23 protein-coding genes, 1 tRNA gene and 1 pseudogene are annotated in these 25,125 nt (G+C 64.5%); 20 read left to right on the top strand and 5 right to left on the bottom strand.

Annotation, left to right across the window (positions count from 1 at the left end):
- Nucleotides 1-584: 584 nt before the first annotated feature.
- Nucleotides 585-974, bottom strand: a complete 390-nt coding sequence (locus ACVWY5_RS19060) for a PRC-barrel domain-containing protein (RefSeq protein WP_028333861.1) — start codon at nt 972-974, stop codon at nt 585-587.
- A 109-nt stretch (nt 975-1,083) separates the two neighbouring features.
- Complete coding sequence (locus ACVWY5_RS19055; protein WP_028333862.1) at nt 1,084-1,317, bottom strand: hypothetical protein; 234 nt, start codon at nt 1,315-1,317, stop codon at nt 1,084-1,086.
- Nucleotides 1,318-1,652: 335 nt separating this feature from the next.
- Between ACVWY5_RS19055 and ACVWY5_RS19050 the strand changes: the two genes are divergently transcribed.
- Genes ACVWY5_RS19050 through ACVWY5_RS19040 form a run of 3 tightly spaced genes read left to right on the top strand, consistent with a single transcriptional unit; the run spans nt 1,653 to nt 4,614 of the window.
- Nucleotides 1,653-2,618, top strand: a complete 966-nt coding sequence (locus ACVWY5_RS19050; protein WP_152977632.1) for a Bug family tripartite tricarboxylate transporter substrate binding protein — start codon at nt 1,653-1,655, stop codon at nt 2,616-2,618.
- A complete protein-coding gene (locus ACVWY5_RS19045; RefSeq protein WP_028333864.1) occupies nt 2,615-3,115 on the top strand; it encodes a tripartite tricarboxylate transporter TctB family protein in 501 nt (166 codons plus the stop codon). The genes ACVWY5_RS19050 and ACVWY5_RS19045 overlap by 4 nt, the downstream gene beginning before the upstream one ends.
- Complete coding sequence (locus ACVWY5_RS19040; protein ID WP_028333865.1) at nt 3,115-4,614, top strand: tripartite tricarboxylate transporter permease; 1,500 nt, start codon at nt 3,115-3,117, stop codon at nt 4,612-4,614. Before ACVWY5_RS19045 ends, ACVWY5_RS19040 begins: the two co-directional genes overlap by 1 nt.
- Before the next feature lie 191 nt (nt 4,615-4,805).
- Here ACVWY5_RS19040 and ACVWY5_RS19035 read toward each other — a convergent pair whose 3' ends face one another.
- The gene (locus tag ACVWY5_RS19035) at nt 4,806-7,082 is read right to left on the bottom strand and encodes a TonB-dependent siderophore receptor (protein WP_028333866.1); all 2,277 of its coding nucleotides are present in this window, start codon (nt 7,080-7,082) and stop codon (nt 4,806-4,808) included.
- A gap of 605 nt (nt 7,083-7,687) precedes the next feature.
- Between ACVWY5_RS19035 and glyA the strand changes: the two genes are divergently transcribed.
- From glyA to ACVWY5_RS18990, 9 genes are all read left to right on the top strand, one after another.
- Nucleotides 7,688-8,989, top strand: a complete 1,302-nt coding sequence (glyA, locus tag ACVWY5_RS19030) for a serine hydroxymethyltransferase (RefSeq protein ID WP_028333867.1) — start codon at nt 7,688-7,690, stop codon at nt 8,987-8,989.
- A 26-nt stretch (nt 8,990-9,015) separates the two neighbouring features.
- Nucleotides 9,016-9,498: a transcriptional regulator NrdR gene (nrdR, locus tag ACVWY5_RS19025; protein ID WP_016844999.1), complete on the top strand. Its 483-nt coding sequence runs from the start codon at nt 9,016-9,018 to the stop codon at nt 9,496-9,498.
- Nucleotides 9,495-10,655 (top strand): bifunctional diaminohydroxyphosphoribosylaminopyrimidine deaminase/5-amino-6-(5-phosphoribosylamino)uracil reductase RibD, encoded by a 1,161-nt coding sequence (gene ribD, locus ACVWY5_RS19020; RefSeq protein WP_028333868.1) that lies wholly within the window; start codon nt 9,495-9,497, stop codon nt 10,653-10,655. The genes nrdR and ribD overlap by 4 nt, the downstream gene beginning before the upstream one ends.
- Nucleotides 10,655-11,263, top strand: coding sequence for a riboflavin synthase (locus ACVWY5_RS19015; protein ID WP_028333869.1), 609 nt, complete (start codon nt 10,655-10,657; stop codon nt 11,261-11,263). Before ribD ends, ACVWY5_RS19015 begins: the two co-directional genes overlap by 1 nt.
- Before the next feature lie 213 nt (nt 11,264-11,476).
- Entirely contained in the window at nt 11,477-11,968 is a 492-nt protein-coding gene (gene ribH / locus ACVWY5_RS19010; RefSeq protein WP_028333870.1) for a 6,7-dimethyl-8-ribityllumazine synthase, read from the top strand.
- A gap of 2 nt (nt 11,969-11,970) precedes the next feature.
- Nucleotides 11,971-12,465, top strand: a complete 495-nt coding sequence (gene nusB / locus ACVWY5_RS19005) for a transcription antitermination factor NusB (RefSeq protein WP_016844994.1) — start codon at nt 11,971-11,973, stop codon at nt 12,463-12,465.
- Between the two features lie 136 nt (nt 12,466-12,601).
- Complete coding sequence (gene thiL / locus ACVWY5_RS19000) at nt 12,602-13,603, top strand: thiamine-phosphate kinase (RefSeq protein WP_028333871.1); 1,002 nt, start codon at nt 12,602-12,604, stop codon at nt 13,601-13,603.
- A gap of 285 nt (nt 13,604-13,888) precedes the next feature.
- A complete protein-coding gene (locus tag ACVWY5_RS18995; RefSeq protein WP_028333872.1) occupies nt 13,889-16,009 on the top strand; it encodes a sodium-translocating pyrophosphatase in 2,121 nt (706 codons plus the stop codon).
- A gap of 88 nt (nt 16,010-16,097) precedes the next feature.
- Nucleotides 16,098-16,253: a hypothetical protein gene (locus ACVWY5_RS18990; RefSeq protein ID WP_167350400.1), complete on the top strand. Its 156-nt coding sequence runs from the start codon at nt 16,098-16,100 to the stop codon at nt 16,251-16,253.
- A 155-nt stretch (nt 16,254-16,408) separates the two neighbouring features.
- On the opposite strand, the gene ACVWY5_RS18985 is transcribed toward ACVWY5_RS18990, so the two are convergent.
- Together ACVWY5_RS18985 and ACVWY5_RS18980 are read right to left on the bottom strand one after the other, a co-directional pair.
- Nucleotides 16,409-17,416, bottom strand: a complete 1,008-nt coding sequence (locus ACVWY5_RS18985; RefSeq protein ID WP_028333873.1) for a tripartite tricarboxylate transporter substrate binding protein — start codon at nt 17,414-17,416, stop codon at nt 16,409-16,411.
- A 156-nt stretch (nt 17,417-17,572) separates the two neighbouring features.
- A complete protein-coding gene (locus ACVWY5_RS18980; RefSeq protein WP_028333874.1) occupies nt 17,573-18,049 on the bottom strand; it encodes an outer membrane protein assembly factor BamE in 477 nt (158 codons plus the stop codon).
- Nucleotides 18,050-18,186: 137 nt separating this feature from the next.
- Here ACVWY5_RS18980 and ACVWY5_RS18975 point away from each other — a divergent pair, with 137 nt between their 5' ends.
- The 8 genes and pseudogenes from ACVWY5_RS18975 (at nt 18,187) to ACVWY5_RS18940 (ending at nt 25,124) form a co-directional block, all read left to right on the top strand.
- Complete coding sequence (locus ACVWY5_RS18975) at nt 18,187-18,738, top strand: ubiquinol-cytochrome C chaperone family protein (RefSeq protein ID WP_028333875.1); 552 nt, start codon at nt 18,187-18,189, stop codon at nt 18,736-18,738.
- Nucleotides 18,735-19,328: a YceD family protein gene (locus tag ACVWY5_RS18970; protein ID WP_038377420.1), complete on the top strand. Its 594-nt coding sequence runs from the start codon at nt 18,735-18,737 to the stop codon at nt 19,326-19,328. Before ACVWY5_RS18975 ends, ACVWY5_RS18970 begins: the two co-directional genes overlap by 4 nt.
- 310 nt (nt 19,329-19,638) lie before the next feature.
- Nucleotides 19,639-20,700: a phosphate acyltransferase PlsX gene (plsX, locus tag ACVWY5_RS18965; RefSeq protein ID WP_028333876.1), complete on the top strand. Its 1,062-nt coding sequence runs from the start codon at nt 19,639-19,641 to the stop codon at nt 20,698-20,700.
- Nucleotides 20,697-21,675: pseudogene (locus tag ACVWY5_RS18960) on the top strand (beta-ketoacyl-ACP synthase III). Before plsX ends, ACVWY5_RS18960 begins: the two are co-directional and overlap by 4 nt.
- Nucleotides 21,676-21,804: 129 nt before the next feature.
- Complete coding sequence (locus ACVWY5_RS18955) at nt 21,805-22,140, top strand: integration host factor subunit alpha (protein WP_035631661.1); 336 nt, start codon at nt 21,805-21,807, stop codon at nt 22,138-22,140.
- 127 nt (nt 22,141-22,267) lie between these two features.
- Nucleotides 22,268-22,861: a MerR family transcriptional regulator gene (locus ACVWY5_RS18950; protein ID WP_016844981.1), complete on the top strand. Its 594-nt coding sequence runs from the start codon at nt 22,268-22,270 to the stop codon at nt 22,859-22,861.
- A gap of 100 nt (nt 22,862-22,961) precedes the next feature.
- Nucleotides 22,962-23,039 (top strand) — tRNA-Pro (locus ACVWY5_RS18945).
- Between the two features lie 1,026 nt (nt 23,040-24,065).
- Nucleotides 24,066-25,124, top strand: a complete 1,059-nt coding sequence (locus ACVWY5_RS18940) for a hypothetical protein (protein WP_028333878.1) — start codon at nt 24,066-24,068, stop codon at nt 25,122-25,124.
- The last annotated feature ends 1 nt before the right edge of the window (nt 25,125 follow it).

The following is a 25,125-nucleotide window of genomic DNA, read 5'->3' as shown; positions in this document are numbered from 1 at the left end:
GACGAAACCACCGCCAATTTGACGGCGTGGCTACTGTCCCAAGGTCCGCGGACACCCATCTAGGAGGACGCTCAATGCATACAAACCACCACCATATCGACGGTGTGGAGATTGCCTTTGTCAGCGCTGCGACCGTGTCGCTTGTGGCGCTGATCGCCTCCATGGCCTGGCTTTTGTTAGGTTGAAACTTGCCAGGGTTCGACCAAGTGCTCCATCGAGAATCTTCGTTCGGTGGTCGTGGCGGCCTCGCCTTGAGGTGCCGGCTTTGCGTTCTCTTCCGTCCGCCGATCGGCTGTTGCGCGCAAGACACTCGCTTTGGGATATCCCGGCGGCGATTTACATAAGCTAATGCTGGAACCGCGCGGTTCTTGATGGATGGGGGAGCCTGCCTCCAATAGCTCAGCCCCGGATCAGGCAAATGGCCCCAGCACCGGCCTCCAGGCCCCCAAAGGTGCTGGGGCCATTTCGTGGTTTGGCGCGTGACCTGATGCGTTTCGGGCGAGCTTCGACAGCGCCACCATCCCGTGAGTGATCTGCCGCAGCGTCCCGTCTGCCCTCGGTGAGCAGACGGGACGCCGTCGGTGTTACTTGTTCTCCGGCTTCCAGGTCGTGCTGGCGCGATCGTATTTGAAACCAGGTGCAGCCTTCAGGCTGTCCTTGGTCTCGTCGAGCGTAAGCCACCACTTGTCGTCCTTCTTTTGAGACTTGATGGCCGTGAACGGCACGATCACGTCCTTCTCGCCGGCGCCGAGGAAGCCGCCGACACCGACGACGAGACCGGTCACCTTGCCGGACTTGTCGACAAGCACGTCGTCGATCGTCCCGATCTTGGATTCCTTCGGGTCGTAGACATTCTGCTTGTAGTAATTGGTGATGGTCGAACTGTCCGCCGGAGCGGCGGGCATGGTGGTTGCCGCATGCGCGGCGGTGGCGAATGCCGCAGCCATGATGCAGCCGATAGCCAACTTCTTCATAAGAGGTCTCCTTGCCTTCAGTGCATATGGCCGATCAGGTAGATGCCGCCGCCGATCACGATGATCGCCGGCACGGCCCAAAGAATGATGACTGGCATGCGATCGCCTCCTAGTATGAGCTGCAGACCTTGACGCTCTTCATGCCGGTCTCGGCTTCGGTGCGCGTCTTGTAGACAGTGCCTGACGGACTGACGACGGTGGTGGTCGTGTCGACCGGCTTCTTGTCGACGATCGTGCACTTCTTCGTCTTCACGTCCTGCACGACGTAGAATTCATCCGCTGCAAATGCCGGCGAGACGAAAGCGGCAAGCAAAGATGCCGCGACAATGGTCTTAAACTTCATGTTCTCTCCTCCAATAGCCGTACCAATCGGCGGAGGTGGAACGAGAGAAAATGGCGAAGGTTCCTAGAACCGAACTTGCGTTGCCGGGCCGCGCCGAATCAAAGCAAGCGAAAAACGATCCGAGAGGGTGCGGCGATTTGCAGCACTCGCTAGCCGCGCCCTGCGGCTTGCCGAAGGCTGTGGCGAATGGTCGCTAGGGGACACGCAGACGCGAGATCGGCGAGCGATTCCTGATCCGAAGGGATCGCGCTGTCCGAGTGGCGATGCGATCACGTGACCGGATGCAGCCGGCGATCGGCAGGCTGCTTTCCGAAAATTCTGGAGGAAGCCCCATGATGCCGTCCCACATGCGCCTGTTCGGCGCGGTCGTCGCGCTGTTGCTTGGGACGAGCGGTCCGGCGCCCGCGCAGCAGCTCGAGCTCAAGCTGATGGCGCCGGCGGCGCCCGGCGGCGGCTGGGATCAGACCGCGCGCTCGATGCAGCAGGCGCTGGTCGCCTCCGGTGTCGCGCGCAGCGTCCAGGTCACTAACGTTCCCGGCGCCGGCGGCAGCGTCGGCATCGCGCAGTTCGTCAACGGCGCCAAGGGCGACGGCAACCAGATGATGGTGAACGGCTTCGTCATGGTGGGCGCACTCGCCATGAACAAGTCGCCGGTGACGCTGGATCAGGTGACGCCGATTGCGCGCCTCACCGAGGAGACCCAGGTCATCGTGGTGCCGGCGAACTCGCCGATCAAGACAGCGCAGGATCTCGCCGCCGCGGTGAAGGCCGATATCGCCAAGGTGACCTTTGCCGGCGGCTCGGCCGGCGGCGTCGACCATGTAATGGCGGCGCTGTTCGCGGGCACGGTCGGCGCCGATGCCAAGAAGATCAACTACATTCCGTTCTCGGGCGGCGGCGAGTCGCTTGCAGCCATTCTCGGCGGCAAGGTCACGGCCGGCATTTCCGGCCTCAGCGAATACGAAGGCCAGATCAAGGCCGGCAAGTTGCGCGCGCTCGGCGTGACGTCGGCGAACCGTCTGCCCGGCGTCGATATCCCGACCTTCAAGGAGCAGGGCATTGATCTCGTGCTGGCCAACTGGCGCTCGGTGGTCGCACCGCCTGGCATCACGCCGGCGCAGCGCAAGGTGCTGAGCGATGCGGTCGAGAAGATGGTGAAGTCCGATGCCTGGAAGGAGATCCTGAAGCAGAAGGGCTGGGACGACGCCTACCTTGGCGGCGACGCCTTCGCGGATTTCCTGAAGAAGGAAATCGTTCGGGTCACTGACGTGCTCAAGTCCGTCGGCCTCGTGAAGTCATGACGCCGGACGCGGCGTCTGAAAATCTCCGGCCCGCGCCGGCGCGACGCGTCGATCGCGCCGGCGTTGTCATCGCGGCCGCGCTTGCCGGGCTTGCCGCGGTGCTGGTGTGGGACGCCAGCAAGCTGCCGTCCACCACGATGTATGGCATGGGGCCGGAGGCGATGCCGGTCGTCATCGCGATCGGCCTTGTCATTCTGGCGATCGGCAATCTGATCGACGCGCTGCGCGGCAACCTGCCGCCGCGCGAGAGCATGGATCCGAAACCGGTGGGGCTGATCATCGGCGGCCTGGCGCTCCTGATCGCCATCATCGGCTTTGGCGGCGGTTTCATCCTCGCCACCTCGGCGCTGTTCGTCACCACGTCGGCGGCGTTCGGCCGCCGCGCCGTGCTGGCCGACACCGCCATCGCGCTCGTGATCACGACGCTGATTTATCTCGCGTTCGACAAGCTGTTGACGCTGAGCCTTCCCGCCGGCCCGCTGGAGCGACTGCTGTGATGGACACCTTCGCCGCGCTGGCGCACGGCATGGCGGTCGCCATGCAGCCGATGAACCTGCTTTACGCCCTGATCGGCGTGTTCCTGGGCACCGCGGTCGGCGTGTTGCCGGGCATCGGTCCGGCGCTGACGGTCGCGCTGCTGCTGCCGGTGACCTACAAGCTCGATCCCGGCGGCTCGCTGATCATGTTCGCCGGCATCTACTATGGCGGCATGTATGGCGGATCGACCACCGCGATCCTGATCAACACGCCGGGTGAGAGCGCGTCGATGGCGACCGCGCTCGAGGGCAACAAGATGGCCAAGGCCGGCCGCGGCGGCCCGGCGCTGGCGACCTCGGCGATCGGCTCGTTCGTGGCCGGCACCATCGCCACCATCGGCCTCGCATTCCTCGCGCCATGGCTGGTCGATTTCGCCGTGCGCTTCGGGCCGGAGGATTACTTCGCGCTGATGTGCGTCGCCTTCGTCACGGTGTCGGCAACCTTCGGCGACTCGCCGGTCCGCGGCCTCACCAGCCTGTTCATCGGCCTCACGCTCGGGCTGGTCGGCATCGACAAGCTGACCGGTCAGGCGCGGCTTGCCTTCGGCATCCCCGAGCTGCTCGACGGCGTCGAGGTGACGACGCTCGCGGTCGGCCTGTTCGCGGTCGGCGAGGCGCTCTATGTCGCCTCGCGCCGCCATCACGCCGAGGAGAAGCTCGAGCCGGTGCGCGGCTCGCTGTGGATGACGAAAGAGGATTGGCGGCGGTCGTGGAAGCCGTGGCTGCGCGGCACGCTGTTCGGCTTTCCGATCGGGGCGCTGCCGGCCGGCGGCGCTGAGATCCCGACATTCCTGTCCTATTCCACCGAGCGGCGGCTCACCAAACATCCGGAGGAATTCGGCAAGGGCGCGATCGAAGGCGTCGCAGGGCCGGAAGCGGCGAATAACGCGTCTGCCGCCGGCACGCTGGTGCCGCTGTTGACGCTCGGGCTGCCGACCTCGGCAACGGCTGCAATGATGCTGGCGGGCTTCCAGCAATACGGCCTCAACCCGGGCCCGCTGCTGTTCGCGGAGCGGCCCGACCTGGTGTGGGGCCTGATCGCGAGCCTGTTCATCGCCAATGGCATGCTGCTGGTGCTCAATCTGCCGCTGGTCGGGCTTTGGGTGCGGCTGCTGGCGATCCCGCAGCCCTGGCTCTATGCCGGCATCCTGGTGTTCGCCACCATGGGCACGATCGCGGCCAAGCCGTCGGTCGTCGAGCTGTCGATGCTGGCGGCGTTCGGCGTGATGGGCTTTCTGATGCGCCGGTTCGACTTCCCGATCGCGCCCGTCGTGATCGGGCTGATCCTCGGGCCGATCGCCGAAAGCCAGCTGCGCCGCGCGCTGGCGATCAGCCTCGGCGATCCCATGGTGCTGCTGCAAAGCCCGATGTCGGCGACGCTGCTCGGCATCGCGCTGATCGCGCTGCTGGCGCCGTTCGTGCTCAAGGGGCTCGGGCGATTCAAGGCGAACGAGGATTAGGGCGCGACCAGACCGTAAAAGGCCCGCTCCGGGGCTCGCATTTCGGAGCGGGCCAGTCTGGGCACGGCAAATATCGCCGCGACGCGAAACCTAGCGCGACAAGCTGACACCACGCTGACGACGGCAAAAAAAGCGAGGCGGCCGAATGCCGCCTCTCGGTGACAGGATTTTCCGTGAACGGAAAGTTCAGCTTACCATTTGTAGGCGAGGCTCGCCGTGATGCGACGGCGATCGCCGTAGTAGCAGGAGCTGATCGTCGCGCAGCTCGCGACATAGATCTTGTCGGTGACGTTCACGACATTGAGCGCTGCGCGCCAGTTGTTGTCCCATTCGTAATGCAAGGCGAGGTCGCCCAGCACGACCCCCGGGACGCGTGCGGTGTTCGCGGTGTCGGCAAAGGACGGGCCGACATAGCGCACGCCGCCGCCGAAGCCGAAGCCCGTGAGCGGGCCGTCGCGGAAGGTGTAGTCGGTCCACGCTGATGCGAGCTGCTGCGGCGCGTTGGTCGGCACGGTGCCGATCAGCGCGGGGTTGAGGTCCTTGCTGACGAACAGCTCGTAATTGGTGTAGCTCGCCACCAGCTTGAAATCGCGCGTGATGTTCGCGACCGCCTCGAGCTCGACGCCGCGCGAGGTGACTTCGCCGTTCTGGGTCTGGAACAGCGGGTTGTTCGGATCTGTTGTCAGCGCGTTCTTGCGCTTGAGGTCGAAATACGCGACGCCGAACCGTGCGTTGAGCCCGACCGGCTCGTACTTGACGCCGACCTCGGTCTGCTCGGAGGTTTCCGGCAGCAGCAATTGGCCGGACGCGGTGGTGCCGACGACCGGATTGTAGCCCGTCATGTAGGAAACGTAGGGCGCAACGCCGCTGTCGAAATTATAGATCGCGCCGACACGGCCGGAGAACTGGCTGTCGTCGCGGCCCTGGGACGCGCCGATTCGGTTGTTGTTGGTGAGATCGACCCAGTCCTGGCGTCCGGACAGCACGACCGTCAGGCGGTCGAGCTTGACCTGATCCTGCAGATAGAGACCGGCCATGCCCTGGGCGAGATAGGCGTTCTGATACAGCGGGCCGCTGTACGGCAGGTTGGTGCCGTAGACCGGATTGAGCACGTTGAGATTGGTGCCCATGCCAAAACCCTGGCGGTCGTCGATGCCGTAATATTTCAGGTCGACGCCGACCAGCGCGGTGTGCTGCAGCGCGCCGGTGGTGAAACGGTATTCGAGCTGATTGTCGAGGTTGAGCTGGGTGGCGATGCCGCGGGTGTAGAAATTGCCGCGGGCGATGTCGGCGGCGGCCGGCGTCGTCGCGTAGCCGAGCCCGTAGAGACCGGCATAATAGACGTCGACATGCGCCATGCGCGCATTCTGGCGGAAATCGACGCTGTCGGTCACGCTCTTCTGGAACTGGTAGCCGACCATCTGCTGGTCGCGGCGGAACTGGTCGGCGCTGGGATCGCCGACGAACAGGCTGGTCGGAATCCGGCCGAACGGCGCGTTGGTGACGGTGCCGACATAGGGCAGGAAGTTCAGCGCGCGCGTGTTGCTGTGCGAGGCCATGCCGAACACGGTGAGGCTGGTGTCGGCATCGGGCCGCCAAGTGACCGACGGGGCAAAGAAGAAGTTGTTGTCGTAGACATAGTCGGTCTGGGTGCCGCCGCCCTGGGCCTGGCCGACCAGGCGGTACTGCACCTGGCCGTTGCCGGGCTGCGCCGTCGCGCCGCCGATATCGAACTGGGTATAGGCGTTGCCGAAATTGTTGACGCCGGTCTCGATGTAGCGAATGGGCTCGGCCTGCGGCAGCTTGCTCACTGCGTTGACGAGGCCGCCCGGCGCCGAGCCGCCATACAGGATGCCGGACGGACCGCGCAGCACCTCGACGCGCTCGAGATTGAAGGGCTGCAGCTTCCAGCTCGCATAGGAAGTGTAGAACAGCTGCAGGCCGTCGAGGAACAGCGACTCGTTCTGCGCGGGGAAGCCGCGGATCATGAACCAGTCGTTGCGGAAATCGGCGCCATAGGTGCCGCCGATGACGCCCGGCGTGTAGCGCAGCACCTCGTCGAACTTGCTGACGATCTTCTGGTCGCGGATCTGCTCGGCGCTGATGACCGACACCGATTGCGGGGTCTGGATGATCGGCGTGCTGGTCTTGGTGCCGCTGGCGCTCAGCCGCGCCAGATAGCCGGTGACCGGGCCGTTGGCGCGTTCGTGCCCGCCGCCGGCGCCCGTGGGCTGCTGAGCGGTCTGAGGCTGCGCGCTCACCGGGGCGGCCGTCGTGCGGCGCGAGGCGCTGCGTGCGCGCGTGGTCCGTTGCGAGGACTGCTGCGATCGCGCCGCTTGCCGCTGCGGCGCTTCGACTGTCACGGACGGCAATTGCGTCTGGGCGAAGAGATCGTCCGCACCGACAACCGAAAACACAACGACAGCCGAAGCAGCAAACCGCTGCGGCCGAATCCACCTGCACGACATTTATTCCACGCTCCGTAAAAAATCTTGAGCGAGTCGTTATCACGGTGATTTTCGCGAGCAGCCTGCGTGCGGTTAGAAGCTGTCGAAGTTGCGCGCAAAGCTTGGCTGTGTGACCGGAAGACAACGGCGTATGACGCGCAACTGCACGCATCGCGTGAGAGCTTTGAATCGATCCAGTGTTGAACGATTCAAAAATCGAACGATTCAAAAATCGTCTCGCCGTCTCGTGAGTCGATGCATCGCGATCGCGCGCGACTTGATCAAGCGAGTCCGAAGTTGCGTGGTTGCGCGTGCAAGACGTTGAAACCTCGAGGCGATCGTTGTCTCGTCCGCGGCCCCGCGCGGTCGGGAAGGGGTGTCACGTTCCATTCGGCGGCTGCCACAGCCGTGCTGGCCGCGCGGCGGGAACCGGGCGGTGGGGGTGGCCGTCCGGCCGGCTGGCAATCCCCGCCATCCCCACCATATCTGGCATAATTGACCGGCAGGGACCGCAACCGCTTGGCCATTTTGGGGCGATGTGATAACGCTCTGAAACCAGCTTCGACCGCCACTTGTGACCGTCCGCATCCCGCCTAAAGGCTTGCGGCGGTGGAGATATTTCGCCGATGACCTCATCCAGCAAGACCGCTTCCGCGCCCGATTCCTTCTTCACCGCGACCCTCGCCCAGGCCGATCCCGAAATCGCTGCCGCGATCAAGGGCGAGCTCGGCCGGCAGCGTCACGAGATCGAGCTGATCGCCTCGGAAAACATCGTCAGCCGCGCCGTGCTGGAGGCGCAGGGCTCGGTGATGACCAACAAATACGCGGAGGGTTATCCGGGCGCGCGCTACTACGGCGGTTGCGAGTGGGTCGACGTTGCCGAGACGCTGGCGATCGAGCGCGCCAAGAAGCTGTTCGGCGCCGGCTTCGCCAACGTCCAGCCGAACTCCGGCAGTCAGATGAACCAGGCGGCGTTTCTGGCGCTGCTGCAACCCGGCGACACCTTCATGGGCCTCGACCTCGCGGCCGGCGGCCATCTCACCCACGGTTCGCCGGTCAACATGTCCGGCAAGTGGTTCAAGGCCGCGCACTACACCGTGCGCCGCGAGGACCAGATCATCGATATGGACGCGGTGCAGAAGCAGGCCGAACAGGTCAAGCCGAAGCTGATCATCGCCGGCGGCTCGGCCTATTCGCGCGCCTGGGACTTCAAGCGCTTCCGCGAGATCGCGGACTCCGTCGGCGCGTATCTGCTGGTCGACATGGCGCATTTCGCGGGCCTCGTCGCCGGCGGCGTGCATGCCTCGCCGGTGCCGCACGCCCACGTCACCACCACGACGACGCACAAGTCGCTGCGCGGCCCGCGCGGCGGCCTGATCCTCACCAATGACGAGACGCTGGCCAAGAAGCTGAACTCGGCGATCTTCCCGGGCCTGCAGGGTGGTCCGCTGATGCACGTCATCGCCGCCAAGGCGGTGGCGTTCGCCGAAGCGCTGCGGCCGGACTTCAAGGTCTACGCCAAGAACGTGGTCGAGAACGCCAAGGCGCTGGCGGAGACGCTGCGCGGCCACGGCCTCGACATCGTCTCTGGCGGCACCGACAACCATCTGATGCTGGTCGATCTCAGGCCGAAGGGCCTGAAGGGCAACATCTCCGAGAAGGCGCTGGTGCGCGCCGCCATCACCTGCAACAAGAACGGCATCCCGTTTGATCCCGAAAAGCCGTTCGTCACCTCCGGCCTGCGTCTCGGCACGCCGGCGGCGACCACGCGCGGCTTCGGCGTCGCCGAGTTCAAGCAGGTCGGCGGCATGATCGCGGAAGTGCTGAACGCGCTGGCGCAGTCGCCGGACGGCAAGGCGCCGCTGGTCGAGGCCGCGATCAAGGAGCGCGTCAAGGCGCTGACCGATCGCTTCCCGATCTATCAGTAAAAGGTCGCTGCCAGAGGTCCCGTCGGATGCGCTGCCCGAGCTGCAATTCTCTCGACACGCAGGTCAAGGACTCGCGTCCGACCGAGGACTCCGCGGTCATTCGCAGGCGGCGGGTCTGCATGGCCTGCAACTTCCGCTTCACGACCTTCGAGAGGGTGCAGCTGCGCGAGCTGACCGTCATCAAGCGCAACGGCCGCCGCGTGCCGTTCGACCGCGACAAGCTGGTGCGTTCGCTGCAGATCTCCTTGCGCAAGCGCCCGGTGGAATCCGAGCGGGTGGAGAAGATGGTGTCCACCATCGTGCGCGAGCTCGAAAGCGGCGGCGAGGCCGAGGTCTCCTCGGAGGCGATCGGCGAGATCGTGATGGAGCATCTGCGCCAGCTCGACGACGTCGCCTATGTGCGCTTCGCCTCGGTCTATCGTAACTTCCGCGAGGCCAAGGACTTCGAGGCCGTGCTCGACGAATTGACCGGCGAAGAAGACCCGCGGCTCGCGACGCTACGCAAATGATCTTCCGCATTCTGGAAGACCAGTTCGCGCAGAAGGCCAAAGAGGCCAAGGAAGCGGCAAAGGCGGCCGATCTGCGCTTCATGCAGCTGGCGCTGGCGCTTGGCCGGCGCGGGCTCGGGCGCACCTGGCCCAATCCGGCGGTCGGCGCCGTCATCGTCAAGGACGGCGTCATTGTCGGCCGCGGCTGGACGCAAGCAGGCGGCCGGCCGCATGCCGAGGTCGAGGCACTCAGGCGCGCCGGCGATGCCGCGCGCGGCGCCACGCTCTACGTGACGCTCGAACCGTGCTCGCATTTCGGCCGCTCGCCGCCTTGCGCCGACGCCGTGGTTGCGGCCGGGCTCGCCCGCGTCGTCTCGGCGATCGAGGATCCCAATCCGGAAGTCGCGGGGCAGGGCCACGCCAAGCTGCGCGCCGCGGGCATCGCGGTCGATGTCGGGCTGTGCGCGGTAGAGGCCGCGCGCGACCATGCCGGGCACTTCCGCCGTATCCGCGACAAGCGTCCTCATGTGATCCTCAAGCTCGCGGTGTCCGCCGACGACAAGATCGCTGCCAGCGGCCATCGGCCGGTTACGATCACCGGAGAGGCCGCGCGGACCCGGGTGCATCTGCTGCGCGCGCAGAGCGATGCGATCCTGGTCGGCATCGGCACGGTCAAGGCCGACGATCCGCTTTTGACCTGCCGGCTGCCCGGCATGGCGGCGCGCTCGCCGGTGCGCCTGGTACTGGACCGTGCGCTGCGCATTTCAGGCGACAGCCGCCTGGTGCATTCGGCGCGCGAGATGCCGCTCTGGGTGCTGACATCTGACATGGCGGAGGCGCCTGCCGCGGTGAAGTTAGGTGCCGCCGGCGCGCAGGTGATCCGCGTCGCCGCCAGCGCGCCCCAAGGGCTCGATCTGCCGTCTGTCCTGGATGCGCTGGCGGAGAAGGGGATCTCGCGGCTGCTGGTCGAGGGCGGATCGCGCGTGGCAAATTCTTTCGTGGCAGCCGGCCTTGTCGACGAGATCTGGCTGTTGCGCGGACCTGATGCGATCGGTGCCGGCGGCGTTCCCGCGCTGGACGCAATGCCGCTCGACGCAATCACGCAGTCGCCCGTCTTCCGGCTTCGTGCTAGCGAAACCCTCGGCAAAGACAGTCTCATGATCTACGAGCGTGCGTAATGTTTACCGGAATTGTCACCGATATCGGTGAGATCACCAGCCTGAAGCAGGTCGCGCAGGGGCAACTGCATCGCATGCGGATTGCTTGCGACTACGACCAGACCACGATCGCCGACGGCGCCTCGATCGCCTGCAATGGCGTCTGCCTCACCGTCGTCGCCTCCGGCATCGCCGATGGCAAGACCTGGTTCGATGTCGATGCGGCGGCCGAGACGCTCGGCATGACCACCGCCAAGCATTGGGGGCAGGGCGGCCGGCTCAATCTCGAGCGCGCGCTCAAGATCGGCGACGAACTCGGCGGTCACATCGTGGCGGGGCATGCCGACGGCATCGCCACCATCGTCAAGCGCGACGATCTGCCCGACATGGCGCGCTTCGAGCTGCGAACCACTCGGGAGCTGGCGCGTTTCATCGCGGCGAAGGGATCGGTCACGCTGGACGGCGTGTCGTTGACCGTGAATACGGTCGACGATGTCAGCTTTTCGGTGCTGATCATCCCGCACACGCTTTCCGTGACGACCCTGAGCGGCTGGAAGGCGGGCAGCGAGGTCAATATCGAGGTCGATCTGATGGCCCGCTACGCGGCGCGGCTGTCGGAGATGAAATAGCTTCGGCCTGGGCATTGCGGCCAAGGCAGACGTCCCTATCTGCCTATTCGCCTCGGGCGATTTTCAGCCCGGTGGCCTATGCATTGCAGGCGAACCCGGCCTGAAAAATCAGGCTGATCGCGGTGACATCCAGGTCAGTATTGCCCTTGGCTTTAGCCCCTGCTGCGCCTAAAACGCTGCACAACTCCTCCCCAAGTTCCGATTGGTATTGCAATGGCTGACGCGCGGCGCGCACCCCTGAAGGACCAGACCGACATTACCGGCGCACGCGTGCTGATCGTCGAGGCGCGGTTCTATGACGACATCCAGGATGCGCTGCTGGAAGGCGCGCTGGCCGAGATCAAGGCCGCGGGTGCGACGCACGATGTGATCACGGTGCCGGGCGCGCTGGAGATTCCGGCGGCGATCGCGATCGCGATCGATGCGGCTGAAGCGAACGGCAAGCCCTATGACGCGGCGATCGCGCTCGGCTGCGTGGTGCGCGGCGACACCATCCATTTCGAGATCGTCTCGCAGGAGTCCTCGCGCGGATTGATGGATTTGGCCGTCAGCCGGAAATTTCCGCTCGGCAACGGCATCCTCACCGTCAACACCGAGGCGCAGGCCTGGGCGCGGGCGCGCGCCAGCGAGCTCAACAAGGGCGGCGATGCGGCGCGTGCGGCGCTGGCGATGCTGCGGATCAAACGCCGTCTGGCAAAGGCCTGACCATGGCTGACAACAAGAAGCCCGCGAAAGCCCCCGACAGAAAAGCCAACCGCCGCGGCGCGGCACGGCTCGCGGCGGTACAGGCGCTCTACCAGATGGACATTGGCGGCGCCGGCATCAACGACATCTTCGCCGAGTTCGAAAGCCACTGGCTCGGCAACGAGGTCGAGGGCGAGAAGTACCTGCCGGCGGAAGCCGCGTTTTTCCGCGACGTGGTCTCCGGCGTGGTGCGCGACCAGGCCAGGCTCGACCCGCTGATCGACGAGGCGCTGTCGAAGGGCTGGCCGCTGAAGCGGATCGACGCCATCCTGCGCGCGGTGCTGCGGGCAGGGTCCTACGAGCTCGAGCACCGCAAGGACGTGCCGGGCCGCGTGGTCGTCTCCGAATATGTCGACGTCGCGCATGCCTTCGTCGAGAAGGACGAAACCGGCATGGTCAACGCCGTGCTCGACCAGATCGCGCGCCAGTTCCGCGGCGACGAGTTTGTGCGGAGCTGAGTGGAGACATATGATCGCTTGACCGTCTCCCTGAGGAGGCCGCGCGGCGGCCGTCTCGAAGGGCGGCGGCCCGGCTGGGGCCGTGCATCCTTCGAGGCTCGCTCCGCTCGCACCTCAGGATGACGGGGCTGCTATCGTGACGCAGAGCGACAAATCGATATCCGGCGAAGACTCCCTGATCGCGCGCTATTTCAAGCCGCTCGCGACCGATCCGGGTGCGTTCGGGCTCGACGACGACGCCGCCGCGCTGAGGGCGGCCGGCGAGGACATCGTGGTCACCACGGACGCCATCGTCGAGGGCGTGCATTTCCTCCGCGATGATCCGCCCGACACGCTGGCGCGCAAAGCGCTGCGGGTGAACCTCTCCGACATCGCCGCCAAGGGCGCGGTGCCGGCGGGCTTCGTGCTGACGCTGGCGCTGCGCGGCGCCGAGGAGGCGTGGCTGAAGCCGTTTGCCCGGGCGCTCGGCGAGGACGCCGCGCATTTCGGCTGCCCGCTGCTCGGTGGCGACACGGTCTCGACGCCGGGGCCGCTGATGATCTCGATCACCGCGTTCGGCCGGGTGCCGCAGGGTACGATGGTGCATCGCGCAGGTGCACAGGCGGGCGACCGTGTGTTCGTCACCGGCACGATCGGAGACGCCGCGCTCGGCCTCGATGTGCTCCGGGGTGGCCCGGTCGCCGCGGCTGTGGCGGACGATGTGGTCGGGCGGGATTATCTTGCCGCCCGTTACCGTGTTCCGCAGCCGCGCAACGCCTTGGCCAAGGCCGTTCGCACCCACGCCAGCGCCGCGATGGATGTGTCCGACGGTCTTGCCGGCGATCTGACCAAGCTTTGCGCAGCCAGTGGTGTGGCGGCCGTGATCAACGTGACGAGTATCCCGTTGTCGTCCGCGGCCGCAGCGCTGCTCGCACGCAAGGCGATCGATATCGAGACCTTGGTGGCCGGCGGTGATGATTACGAGCTCTTGTGCGCGGTCCCGAGCGATCATGTCGACGCGTTTCTGCGCGACGCACGGCAGGCCAAGGTCGCGGTGACCGCAATCGGCGGCTTGATCGCAGGCTTGTCGCCACCGAGCTTCCTTGACGGGCAGGGCCGGGAACTGAAGCTGAAGCGGCTGTCCTACAGCCATTTCTAGAGCGTTTTCGAGCGAAGCGGGCACCGGTTCGCATTAAGAAAACCCGTCGGAATGGAAGCCGCGCTCGACTTCCCGCGCCTGATAGCGCCGATTTTCCTTCTAAATAGCTGCCGATATCGGCGTTTTCGGCCACAGGTGGCGTTGCACAGCGGTAACGATTTTGGCAAGGTCGCGCCCGATTTGAGGCAATCCGTTTTTGGGGAGGATTGTCCTCGCAAAATAAGCGCCTGCCGCCCCCTAGCGGCACAAGAAGGCGCGGGGGTTACATCAAGGATCTGAGGCAACATGACAGCTTTATGGTTGATTGTGCTCTGCGGGGCGCTTTCCATCGTCTACGCGATCTGGGCGACGCAGTCGGTCTTGAACGCGGATGCGGGTAATCCGCGCATGCAGGAAATCGCGGCCGCGGTGCGCGAGGGCGCACAGGCCTATCTGCGGCGGCAGTACACCACGATCGGCATGGTCGGTATCGTGATCTTCGTGGTGCTGGCCTACTTCCTGGGCCTGCCGGTGGCGATCGGCTTTGCGATCGGCGCCATCCTGTCGGGGGCTGCCGGCTTCATCGGCATGAACGTCTCGGTGCGCGCCAACGTCCGCACCGCTCAGGCGGCAACCACCTCGCTCGCCGGCGGCCTCGAGCTCGCCTTCAAGGCGGGCGCGATCACCGGCATGCTGGTTGCGGGGCTCGCGCTGCTCGGCGTCACCATCTACTTCATGGTGCTGGTCAAGTTCATGGGTCTGGAAGCGGGCAGCCGCACCGTGGTCGACGCCATGGTGGCGCTCGGCTTCGGCGCCTCGCTGATCTCGATCTTCGCCCGTCTCGGCGGCGGCATCTTCACCAAGGGTGCGGACGTCGGCGGCGACCTCGTCGGCAAGGTCGAGGCCGGTATCCCGGAGGACGATCCGCGTAACCCGGCCACCATCGCCGACAACGTCGGCGACAATGTCGGCGACTGCGCCGGCATGGCGGCTGACCTGTTCGAGACCTATGCGGTGACCGCGGTCGCCACCATGGTGCTTGCGGCGATCTTCTTCGCCAAGACGCCGATCCTGGTGAACATGATGACGCTGCCGCTCGCGATCGGCGGCATCTGCATCATCACCTCGATCATCGGCACCTTCTTCGTCAAGCTCGGTGCCAGCCAGTCCATCATGGGCGCCCTCTATAAGGGCCTGATCGCCACCGGCATCCTGTCGCTGGTCGGCGTCGCGCTCGTGATCAATTGGCTGGTCGGCTTCGGCAAGCTCGACGGCGTCGACTATACCGGCATGGCGCTGTTCTGGTGCGGCGTGGTCGGTCTCGTCGTCACCGGCCTGATCATCTGGATCACCGAATACTACACCGGCACCGACTATCGCCCGGTGAAGTCGATCGCCTCGGCCTCGGTCACCGGTCACGGTACCAACGTGATCCAGGGCCTGGCGGTCTCGATGGAAGCGACCGCGCTGCCCGCGATCGTGATCATCGCCGGCATCCTCGTCACCTACAGCCTTGCCGGCCTGTTCGGCATCGCGATCGCGACCGCCACCATGCTGGCGCTGGCCGGCATGATCGTCGCGCTCGACGCCTTCGGCCCGGTCACCGACAACGCCGGCGGCATCGCCGAGATGGCGGGGCTGCCGAAGGAGGTGCGCAAGTCGACCGACGCGCTCGACGCGGTCGGCAACACCACCAAGGCGGTGACCAAAGGCTACGCGATCGGCTCCGCCGGTCTCGGTGCGCTGGTGCTGTTTGCGGCCTATAATCAGGACCTCAAATTCTTCATCAGCGACGCCAATGCCCATGCCTACTTCAAGGGCGTCAACCCGGACTTCTCCCTGAACAATCCTTACGTCGTGGTCGGCCTGCTGTTCGGCGGCCTGCTGCCGTATCTGTTCGGTGCGATGGGCATGACCGCAGTCGGTCGTGCCGCCGGTGCGATCGTCGAGGAAGTGCGCCGTCAGTTCCGCGAGAAGCCCGGCATCATGCAGGGCACCGACAAGCCGGACTACGGCAAGGCGGTCGACCTGCTGACCCGGGCGGCGATCAAGGAGATGATCATCCCGTCGCTGCTGCCGGTGCTGTCGCCGATCGTGGTCTACTTCCTGATCTATGCGATCGCGGGCGGCGGCGCAGCCGGCAAGTCGGCGGCATTCTCCGCGGTCGGTGCCATGCTGCTCGGCGTCATCGTCACCGGTCTGTTCGTCGCGATCTCGATGACCTCGGGTGGCGGCGCATGGGACAACGCCAAGAAGTACATCGAGGACGGCCACTACGGCGGCAAGGGCTCTGACGCCCACAAGTCCGCGGTGACCGGCGATACCGTCGGCGATCCCTACAAGGATACGGCGGGCCCGGCGGTGAATCCGATGATCAAGATCACCAACATCGTGGCGCTGCTGCTGCTGGCGATCCTGGCGCACTGAGCGGCGGACACGACTGAAGCGAAGCCCCGCGGTGAAAGCCGCGGGGTTTTATTTTTGAACCAGACGCGAACAACACGGAGATCAATCGATGTCGCTCTCATCCGCACGGAACTACGCGCTCCGCGCCTCCAAATCGCAGGATCAGAAGGAGGCCATCGAGCTGCTCTCGAAGGCGATCATGGAACTGGCGATGTCGATTGAAGCGACCGACGCCAAGGTCAAGAAGATCAACAAGTCTTCGTAGCGTCAGAGCGTAGGGTGGATTAGCGAAGCGTAATCCACCGATAGGTCTAGCCGCATGTTTGCAGCGTCATTCCGGGGCGCCTCGAAGAGGCGAACCCGGAATCTCGAGATTCCGGGTTCGATGCTTCGCATCGTCCCGGAATGACGGCTACGCCGTCACTTGACCTCCATCTGCAGGCCTTCCTTCTCGATGATCGCCGCGAACTTCTTCGTCTCGGCATCGACGAAATCGGAGAATTGCTGGGGCGTGCCGTAGTCGGCGCGCGCGCCCATGCCGGCGATGTTCTTCTTGACGTCGTCGCGCTCCAGCATCGCCTTGACCTGGCGGTTCAACTCGTCGAGCACCGGGGCGGGTGCGGTCTTCGGCAGGAACACGCCGAACCAGGACGAGACGTCGAACTTTGCCAATTCCGGCGCGCCCTCGCGCATCGTCGGCAGGTTCGGTGCGGAATCGCTGCGCTCCGGCGTGGTGACACAGAGGCCGTTGAGTTTGCCGTCCTGCACCTGCGGCAGCGACGGATAGAGATTGTCGAACAGGATCTGGATGTCGCCGGCGAGCCCGGCCTGCAATGCGGGACCAGCGCCGCGGAACGGCACGTGCGTCATCTTCAGCCCGGTGAGTTGCAGGAACCAGGCGCCGGTGAGGTGAGGGCTCTGCCCGGTGCCGGACGAGCCGTAGGTGAGCTTGTCCGGATTCTTCTTCAGGAAGGCGATCAATTCGGGGATCGACTTGAGGCCGGTCGACGGATGCGCCGACACGATGTTCGGAATCCGGATCATGTTGGAGACCGGCCGCAACTGATCGGCCTTGTAGGTCAGGTTGCGAAAGATGCTGTAGGCGATCGCGTTGGGGCCGGGATTACCGATCAGGATGGTGTGGCCGTCGCCCTTGGCGCGCGTGACCTCGGATGTGCCGATGGTGCCGCCGGCGCCGGAGCGATTCTCCACCACCACCGACTGGCCCCAGAGCGGCTGCAAATGCGCCGCGAGCAGCCGTCCCATCACGTCGGTCGATCCGCCGGCCGCCGCCGGCACGATGATGCGGACGGTCTCGGTCGGCCGCCAGTCACCGGCGCCGAGGCTCGCGCGCGGCAGGATCGCCGCGGCCGTCAATGCGGCCGTACCCGATAATACCGTACGACGGGAAAATCTCTTGGCTCTCATGCGTTTACCCCCTGCTCAGGCTCTTTGTTTGCGAGCAAACTAGGGGACCGCTTGCCCCTCGGGCAAGCGACAACTTGGCGCAGCGGGTTATGCTTCAGACTCCGGTTTGACGCGCTTCCTTCACGCGAACCGGAGCCCACTTCGCTCGAAAACGCCCTAGTTGAAGCTCAGCAGCTTGAAGAGCGGTGTCAGGTAAGACATTTCCTGGCCCGACGTCGGCGTGGTCCGGCTGACGAAGTCGAAGATCTTGCCGTCCTTCAGGCCGTAATTGGCGAGCCGGCGCACCTGCCGATTCTTGTCGAAATAGACCGCGATGACGCGCTGGTCGATCACCCGCTGATTCATGAACGCGACCGGGCGGGAGGTCCGTTGCGAGATGTAATAAAACACCTCGCCGTCCAGCGTTGCGACCGTCGAGGGCGTGCCGAGCACGATCAGCACCTGGTCCTGGCTCGCGCCGATCGGGATTTGCTCGAGCGCCCCCTCGGGCAGGATGTAGCCCTTCTGGAATTGTTCGCCGGCGCAGCCGCCGAGTGCGGCGCAGACGAGGCCAATCGCCGCGACGGCGCGGAGACGCGAAAAGAACCCGCGCGCGGAAGCGGCGCGAGACTGTCGTGAAAGCGTGTGGTTCATCGGCGGAACTGATCCGTCCCCTTGCATCGGCCGAGGCATTGACGTACCGGGCAGCTCAATGGATTGCAATCATGCCGAGCTCCAATGGGCGACCTCTCAACAGGCGACCCTTTGGGGACCGGCAGCCGGAACCCGTCATGCTTTGGCCGTTCAATCACTTCAGAAGACCCCGGGTGCCCGCGCGCAGCACCATTGAGACCATCTATGGCATGATCGTGACGCAGGCGCGAGAACCGTTATTTTACCGTGACTTGGGCGTTCCGGACACAGTTAACGGCCGTTTTGACCTGCTTCTGATGCATCTGTGGCTGGTGCTGCGGCGACTGAAATCCGTCGAGGGCGGCGTTGCGCTGTCCCAGGCCCTGTTTGATCATTTCTGCATCGATATGGACGACAATCTGCGGGAAATGGGCGTCGGCGACCTCACGGTGCCGAAGCGCATGCAGGCGTTCGGCGAAGCCTTCTACGGCCGCACCACGGCCTATGATCTGGCGCTGACCGACAGCGAGGCGGCCTTGGCCGAGTCGTTCTGCAAGAACATCCTCAACGGTCAGAACATCGACAAGGCCCGCGAGCTCGCCGCCTACGCCAGGGAGGCGATCGAAGAGCTGGCGCGCACCGACCTCGCGGCGTTGGCCAAGGGCGCCTGGCGCTTTCCGGTACCACAGGCTGCGGGGACCGAGGCATGAGCGGCGGCAGCACAGGGCAATCAGATGCACGGCGCGACCGCGACCCCTGGCGGGTTCTCGTCAATGTCGCGCAGATCCCGGAGACGGGCCTGCATCGCGAGATCGCGGCCGACGAGGCAGCGCGCAAGGCGATGGCCGAAGTTGCCGAGTTGCGGGAGGTCGTCTCCGCGCGTGCAGAGTTCGACCTGCAGCCCAAGCGCGACGGTAGCTACCAGGTCACCGGCAGAGTCCAGGCCAGGGTCGGGCAGACCTGCGTGGTGACGCTCGATCCGATTGAGAACGAGATCGATGAGCCGATCGATGTGGTGTTCGCGCCGCCCGAGCAGATCCCGCAAATGGCCGACCTGGTCGACGACGCCGACGACAGCGATGAGGAAACGCCGGACCCGCCGGAGCCGATCGTCGGCGGCTTCATCGACATCGGCCGGCTTGCCACCGATGCGCTGTTTCTCGGCATAGACCCGTATCCGCGCAAGGTGGATGCGGTCTTTGAACAGAAGGCTGAAGCGCCTGACCTGGAAAATCATCCTTTCGCGGCGCTGAAGGCGCTGAAGAAAAAGCCGGACGGCAAGAAGCCCAAGGGAAGTTGAGGGCGCCCGGCGCCACATTTGCGGGGATGGCTTGCCTGCAAGCTTGCGCGAGCGCTGTTCCCAGTTACTTCAAATACGTGTCACAATACATTGAAATACAATGTATTTCTGGTATGTTCTAATGTGTTGCGTGATGGTTCGGCAGCTGCCTCATTTGCGGTCAAGAGGTTGTGTCGGATCGAGGACACGCTATTGTCGCGGCCCGGCCGGGACGCGAGTTGGTGTTTCGCCGCGCGCCGTTAACGGCGGTGACTTCAAGCTCGCGGTCCTCGTCTGAAGGGCTGCGGGAAAGCAGGCTTCCGGGACGTTCATGCCTCAAAAGGTTCGAATAGCGCTTGACGCCATGGGGGGCGATGTCGGCGCTTCCGTCGTCGTTCCCGGCGCCGCGATCTCGTTAAGCCGTCATCCCGACAGCGAGTTCCTGCTGGTCGGGGACCGGGCCCAGATCGAGCCGGAGCTCGCCAAGCATCCGGCGCTGAAGGCGGTATCGAAAGTGATCCATACCGACGTCGCCGTGAAGAACGATGAGAAGCCGAGCCAGGCGCTGCGGCGGACCCGCAGGGCGTCCTCGATGTGGCTCGCGATCGACGCCGTGAAGCATGGCGAGGCCGACGTTGCGGTCTCCGCCGGCAACAGCGGCGCGCTGATGGCGATGGGCAGCCTCAATCTGCGGACGCTGCCGGGTGTCGACCGGCCGGCGCTTGCGGCGGTGTGGCCGACGCTGCGCGGCGACTCTGTCGTGCTCGACCTCGGCGCCACGATCGGCGGCGACGCCCGCCATCTGGCGACGCTGGCGGTGATGGGCAGCGCCATGGCGAGCGTGCTGTTCAACCTCGAACGGCCGACCGTCGGCCTGCTCAATATCGGGTCCGAGGAGATGAAGGGGCACGGGGAAATCCGCGAGGCGGCGGAGATGCTGCGCGCGATGAACTCGACCCAGTTCAACTATATCGGTTTCGTCGAGGGCGACGCGATCGGCAAGGGCCTCGCCGATGTCATCGTGTCGGAAGGTTTTAGCGGCAACATTGCGCTCAAGGCCGCCGAGGGAACCGCGCGCCAGATGTTCACGCTGCTGCGCGAGGCCATGTCATCGAGCTGGCTGGCGCGGATCGGCTATTTGCTGGCCCGCGGTGCGTTCCAGAAGCTGCGCGACAAGCTCGATCCCAACAAGTCGAATGGCGGCCTGCTGCTCGGCCTGAAGGGCGTGGTGGTCAAGAGTCATGGCGGCACCAACGCGGAAGGCTTTGCCTATGCGGTGGATGTTGGCTATGAGATGGCCCACTTCGATCTCCTCACCAAGATCAATCAGATGCTCAACCGCGACGGCAGCGCCCTGGTGCAGGCGCAGACCGCGCAGGAGGCTGTCTCGTGACTGCTATACGTTCGGTAGTGCTCGGCTGCGGCTCATATTTGCCGGAGCGGGTTTTGACCAATGCCGAACTGGCCACCCGGATCGACACGTCGGATGACTGGATCGTGCAGCGCACCGGCATCAGCGAGCGCCACATCGCTGCCGACGATGAATTCACCTCGCATCTGGCGATCAAGGCGGCGCAGGCCGCGCTCGCCCATGCGCAAGTCGATGCGCAGTCGATCGACCTGATCGTGGGTCGCGACCTCGACGCCCGACAACACCTTTCCGGCCACTGCGGTCGCCGTCCAGCACGGGCTCGGCATCAACCACGGCGTCGCCTTCGACCTGCAGGCGGTCTGTTCCGGCTTCGTCTTCGCGCTGGCCACCGCCGATAATTTCCTGCGCGCCGGCACCCACAAGCGGGCGCTGGTGATCGGTGCCGAAACCTTCTCGCGCATCCTCGACTGGAACGACCGCGGCACCTGCGTGCTGTTCGGCGACGGCGCCGGCGCGGTCGTGCTGGAGGCGCAGCAGCAGTCCGGCACCACCAGCGACCGTGGCGTGTTGACGACGCATCTGCGCTCCGACGGCCGCCACAAGGCGAAGCTGTTCGTCGATGGCGGGCCCGGCTCGACCAGGACGGTCGGGTATCTCCGGATGGAAGGCCGCGAGGTGTTCAAGCATGCCGTCGGCATGATCACCGACGTGATCGTCGACGCCTTCAACGCCACCGGCTTTACCGCCGAGGACATCACCTGGTTCATCCCCCACCAGGCCAACAAGCGAATCATCGATGCATCGGCGCACAAGCTTCATATTGCGCCGCAGAAGGTAGTGCTGACGGTCGACAAGCACGGCAACACCTCGGCGGCCTCGATCCCGCTCGCGCTGTCGGTCGCCGTGAAGGACGGACGCGTCAAGAAGGGCGATCTGGTGCTGTTCGAGGCGATGGGCGGAGGCTTCACCTGGGGCTCGGCGCTCGTGCGCTGGTAGCGTATCGCCAAACAGTATCGACAGGTTGCCGGGATCTTTCTGCGCCTGGGCGCTGGTCACTGTTGACCATTGCGCGCTAAGCTTTTAATTTCAGTCAAGAAATTGTTCGCCGAGAGTGCGGGGCAGGCGATGACCACGGGAACCGGAAAAACAGTTACGCGCGTCGATTTGTGTGAGGCGGTCTACCAAAAGGTGGGTCTGTCGCGCACGGAATCGTCGGCATTTGTCGAGTTGGTGCTGAAGGAGATCACCGATTGCCTGGAAAAGGGCGAGACGGTGAAGCTGTCCTCATTCGGCTCCTTCATGGTGCGCAAGAAGGGCCAGCGTATCGGCCGTAATCCGAAGACCGGCACCGAGGTGCCGATTTCGCCGCGGCGGGTAATGGTGTTCAAGCCATCGGCGATCCTGAAGCAGCGGATCAATGGCCATGTCGTCACCAATGGCGACGGCAGCAAGGCCGACTAGAGCGTTTTCAAGCGAAGTGGATACCCGGTTCGCGTGAAGAAAACGCGGCAAAACTAGAATCCGGAGCCCCGTCCCGATTCAACCGGAACGGAAAGGCTCCAGGCATTGAGCTCAAAGGAGCGGGCATTTGGACAAGGCGCCGGATGCGTTCCGTACCATCAGCGAGGTCGCTGATGAACTCGATATTCCCCAGCATGTGCTGAGATTCTGGGAAACGCGCTTCGCGCAGATCAAGCCGATGAAGCGCAGCGGCGGACGCCGCTATTATCGCCCCGACGACGTCGACCTGCTCAAGGGCATCCGCCGGCTGCTGTACGGCGAGGGCTACACCATCCGCGGCGTGCAGCGGATCCTGAAGGAGCACGGCATCAAATCGGTGCAGGGCATCGCCGACCAGACCGCAGCGGTCTCGTTCGGCGCGGTCGAGGAAGCCGTCGGCAACAGCATGGCCGAGCCCGACGACCTCGAGAACAGCGACGGCCTCGATTTCGACGGCGAGGAGGGCGACGGCGACGAGAAGGGGATCGACTACCGATTCGTCGACCCCGACGAGGATCCGATCCTGTCGACCTACAAGGCGCACGCCCAGCCCGGCAAGGCGCCCGCCGCGCCGCCGGTTCGTCCCTCCGTTCCGTCAGTCGATCGGGAGCGGCTCGAACGCGTGCTGCAGGAACTGGTCGCCTGCCGGCAGATGATCGACGCAGCGATGAAGGACGGCTGAGGCAGGGAAGCCCGCCAAGGGGAACCGGTGCCCGGATTGCAGTCTTCAGGAGCCTGCTTTGCCTTGCGCGAACGCAGGATCGCAGCTAATGGAACGGCATCGGAGCGTGGCGCAGCCCGGTTAGCGCACTAGTCTGGGAGACTAGGGGTCGGAGGTTCAAATCCTCTCGCTCCGACCAACAAAATCAAAGACTTAACCGGAAGTCGTTTTACTCGAAAATCCGCTCAGGAAACACCTGGGAAACAGTGGCGGCGAGGGGTAACCCCTCGAATCTTTTTTTGCGCCCTGCGAATGCGAACGGCGGGTCGGGTAACGGCCTCAGCACCGGCCCCACAGCCGCCAAGGTGCTGGGGCCGTTTCGTTTTCCCGTGTTTCTACGGAATCTGCTTTGAAGGCAAAGCGCGCTAGCCTCTTTATACCGGCGCATTTCATTAAGATCATTTTTCATTTTCCGGCAGGGGCCGCTCGCGTTAGGCGGCCCCTTTTTATTTGAGCATCGTCCCCGGTGTGGTCGGTGCTTACCCAGCTCGACCGCAAGCTTGGTCCGCCGCACCCCGACTGTCCATTAAGTTGACGGCAAGGCCTTACGTCCCAGATAGTACCATGAAGGCGCGGGTGAGGGCGTTGTGCCCCTTTAATCGCCAAACGCCTTGGTCTCGTGTACTGAGTTAGACAAGCGTCGTGCAACGGAGATGTGCGCGATGCGGAGCGGGGGACCCGACGATTCGAACGTCGTCCTCCCCGGTTGTGTAGCGGCGAACACCCGCAGGTATTGCCGAAAGGCAGGCCGTCCGCATTTGGCGGACCCCACAAAGCGCTTAACAAGCACTGCTACCCGCATGCGCAGGCGGGCTCCGAAGAGACCCAACAAACTCGGAGCCACGGCTATGACGACCCAAACGAGTCGCGCGACACGCGACACCATCCCGCACGACTTTCCCCACCCCGCTCGTCTCGGCGGACGGGATCTTTTCATTGAGGTCCTCGGCGGGCCTTCCGTCACGTCGTTCAATCGATGGATGGCGGATGGCAAAATCCCGAAGCCTCGCAAGCTTGGGCACCTAAATCGGTGGCTTGAGACCGAGATGGCCGCCGTGCGCGATGCTGGCTTCGAGCGATGACGCACCCCGCTGCGATCCCGGCCTGAAATCCACGAAATCACCCAACGTCAGAACGCGCGAACGCTCGCGCGCCTGGGGGACCTATGAATCACGATACCCACGCGTCCAGCAACGTCTCGCTTCAAGATCAATGGGAAGCGATCCTAAAGGCTGACAGCGAGAATCGCGCTCGCATTGCCGAGGCCGATCCTTATGTGGAGGGCGGCACCAAGTTCGATTGGTTCAATCGAGCCGAAAGCTACGATGATATCGATGCGCGCCTAGATAGACAGGCCTTCGAGATCAACGACACCCGACGAGCTGCTAACTCCGAACGTAAGCGGGCACGGGAGCTACTTGCATCGGGAAATGCGGCGGAAGCGGAATATGCTCATGCCTTCGCTCGGGAGCTAAACGCGCAGGCAAACAGCAATCTTCGGCGAGTGCTGCGCAACGGCCGACTTTTCTCCGAGAGGTTCGCACGAGCCGCCGAAGAATGCCGTTGGTCGGAAGTTGCTGATGATTTGGCAGCAGCGATCAAATCGCCCGATGCTGATCATGCCCTCAAAGTCGCCTGCACACAGTGCTTGCGCGAGATCGCGCCTGCGTTTCTCAGCGACAATGCGTCCGCGTTTGACTCCCACTGGCTCACCAAGCGGGTAGGTGTTCCCCTCCGTACAGCGCAAGAGTTGTTGTCCGATGCCAACAGACTTGAGGGTTGTATCGCGGCGCTCATGATCGATACCGAGTTTGGGTCACGCAAAGCGTTGCAAGCGATTGCGGAGGAAAATCCGTCGAAGCAACGCGAAATCGCCAACGGCGTGAGGGCGTACCTCCCCCAATATCTCTTGCAGCACGGGATAGCGGTCGAGAAGCGGAAGCGCAAAGGCAGCATCTCCGTAACGGAGCTAAAGGCGTTGGCGTTTATCGGCCGTAACGAGGAGACCGGTTGGGCCTATCTCACGGCGTTACCTACGGTCGAGAGAACCGAATGGTTGGGGCGCCAAATCGAGTTCAGAGAACGACAGCTAGAAGTCGATCAGCGGCGCTCGGAACGAACAAACGGAATTATCCGGCAAATCAAAGCCGATCAGAAGAACAAGATCAGCTCACGACAGCGCGGGGCGAAAACGCTTGCCGCGCGGGAAAAGGACGCAGCGTAGG

The sequence above is a fragment of the Bradyrhizobium sp. USDA 3256 genome, assembly GCF_054058275.1.
The sequence above is the reverse complement of the archived record's forward strand: the minus strand, read 5'-3'. Positions and strand labels throughout refer to the sequence as shown.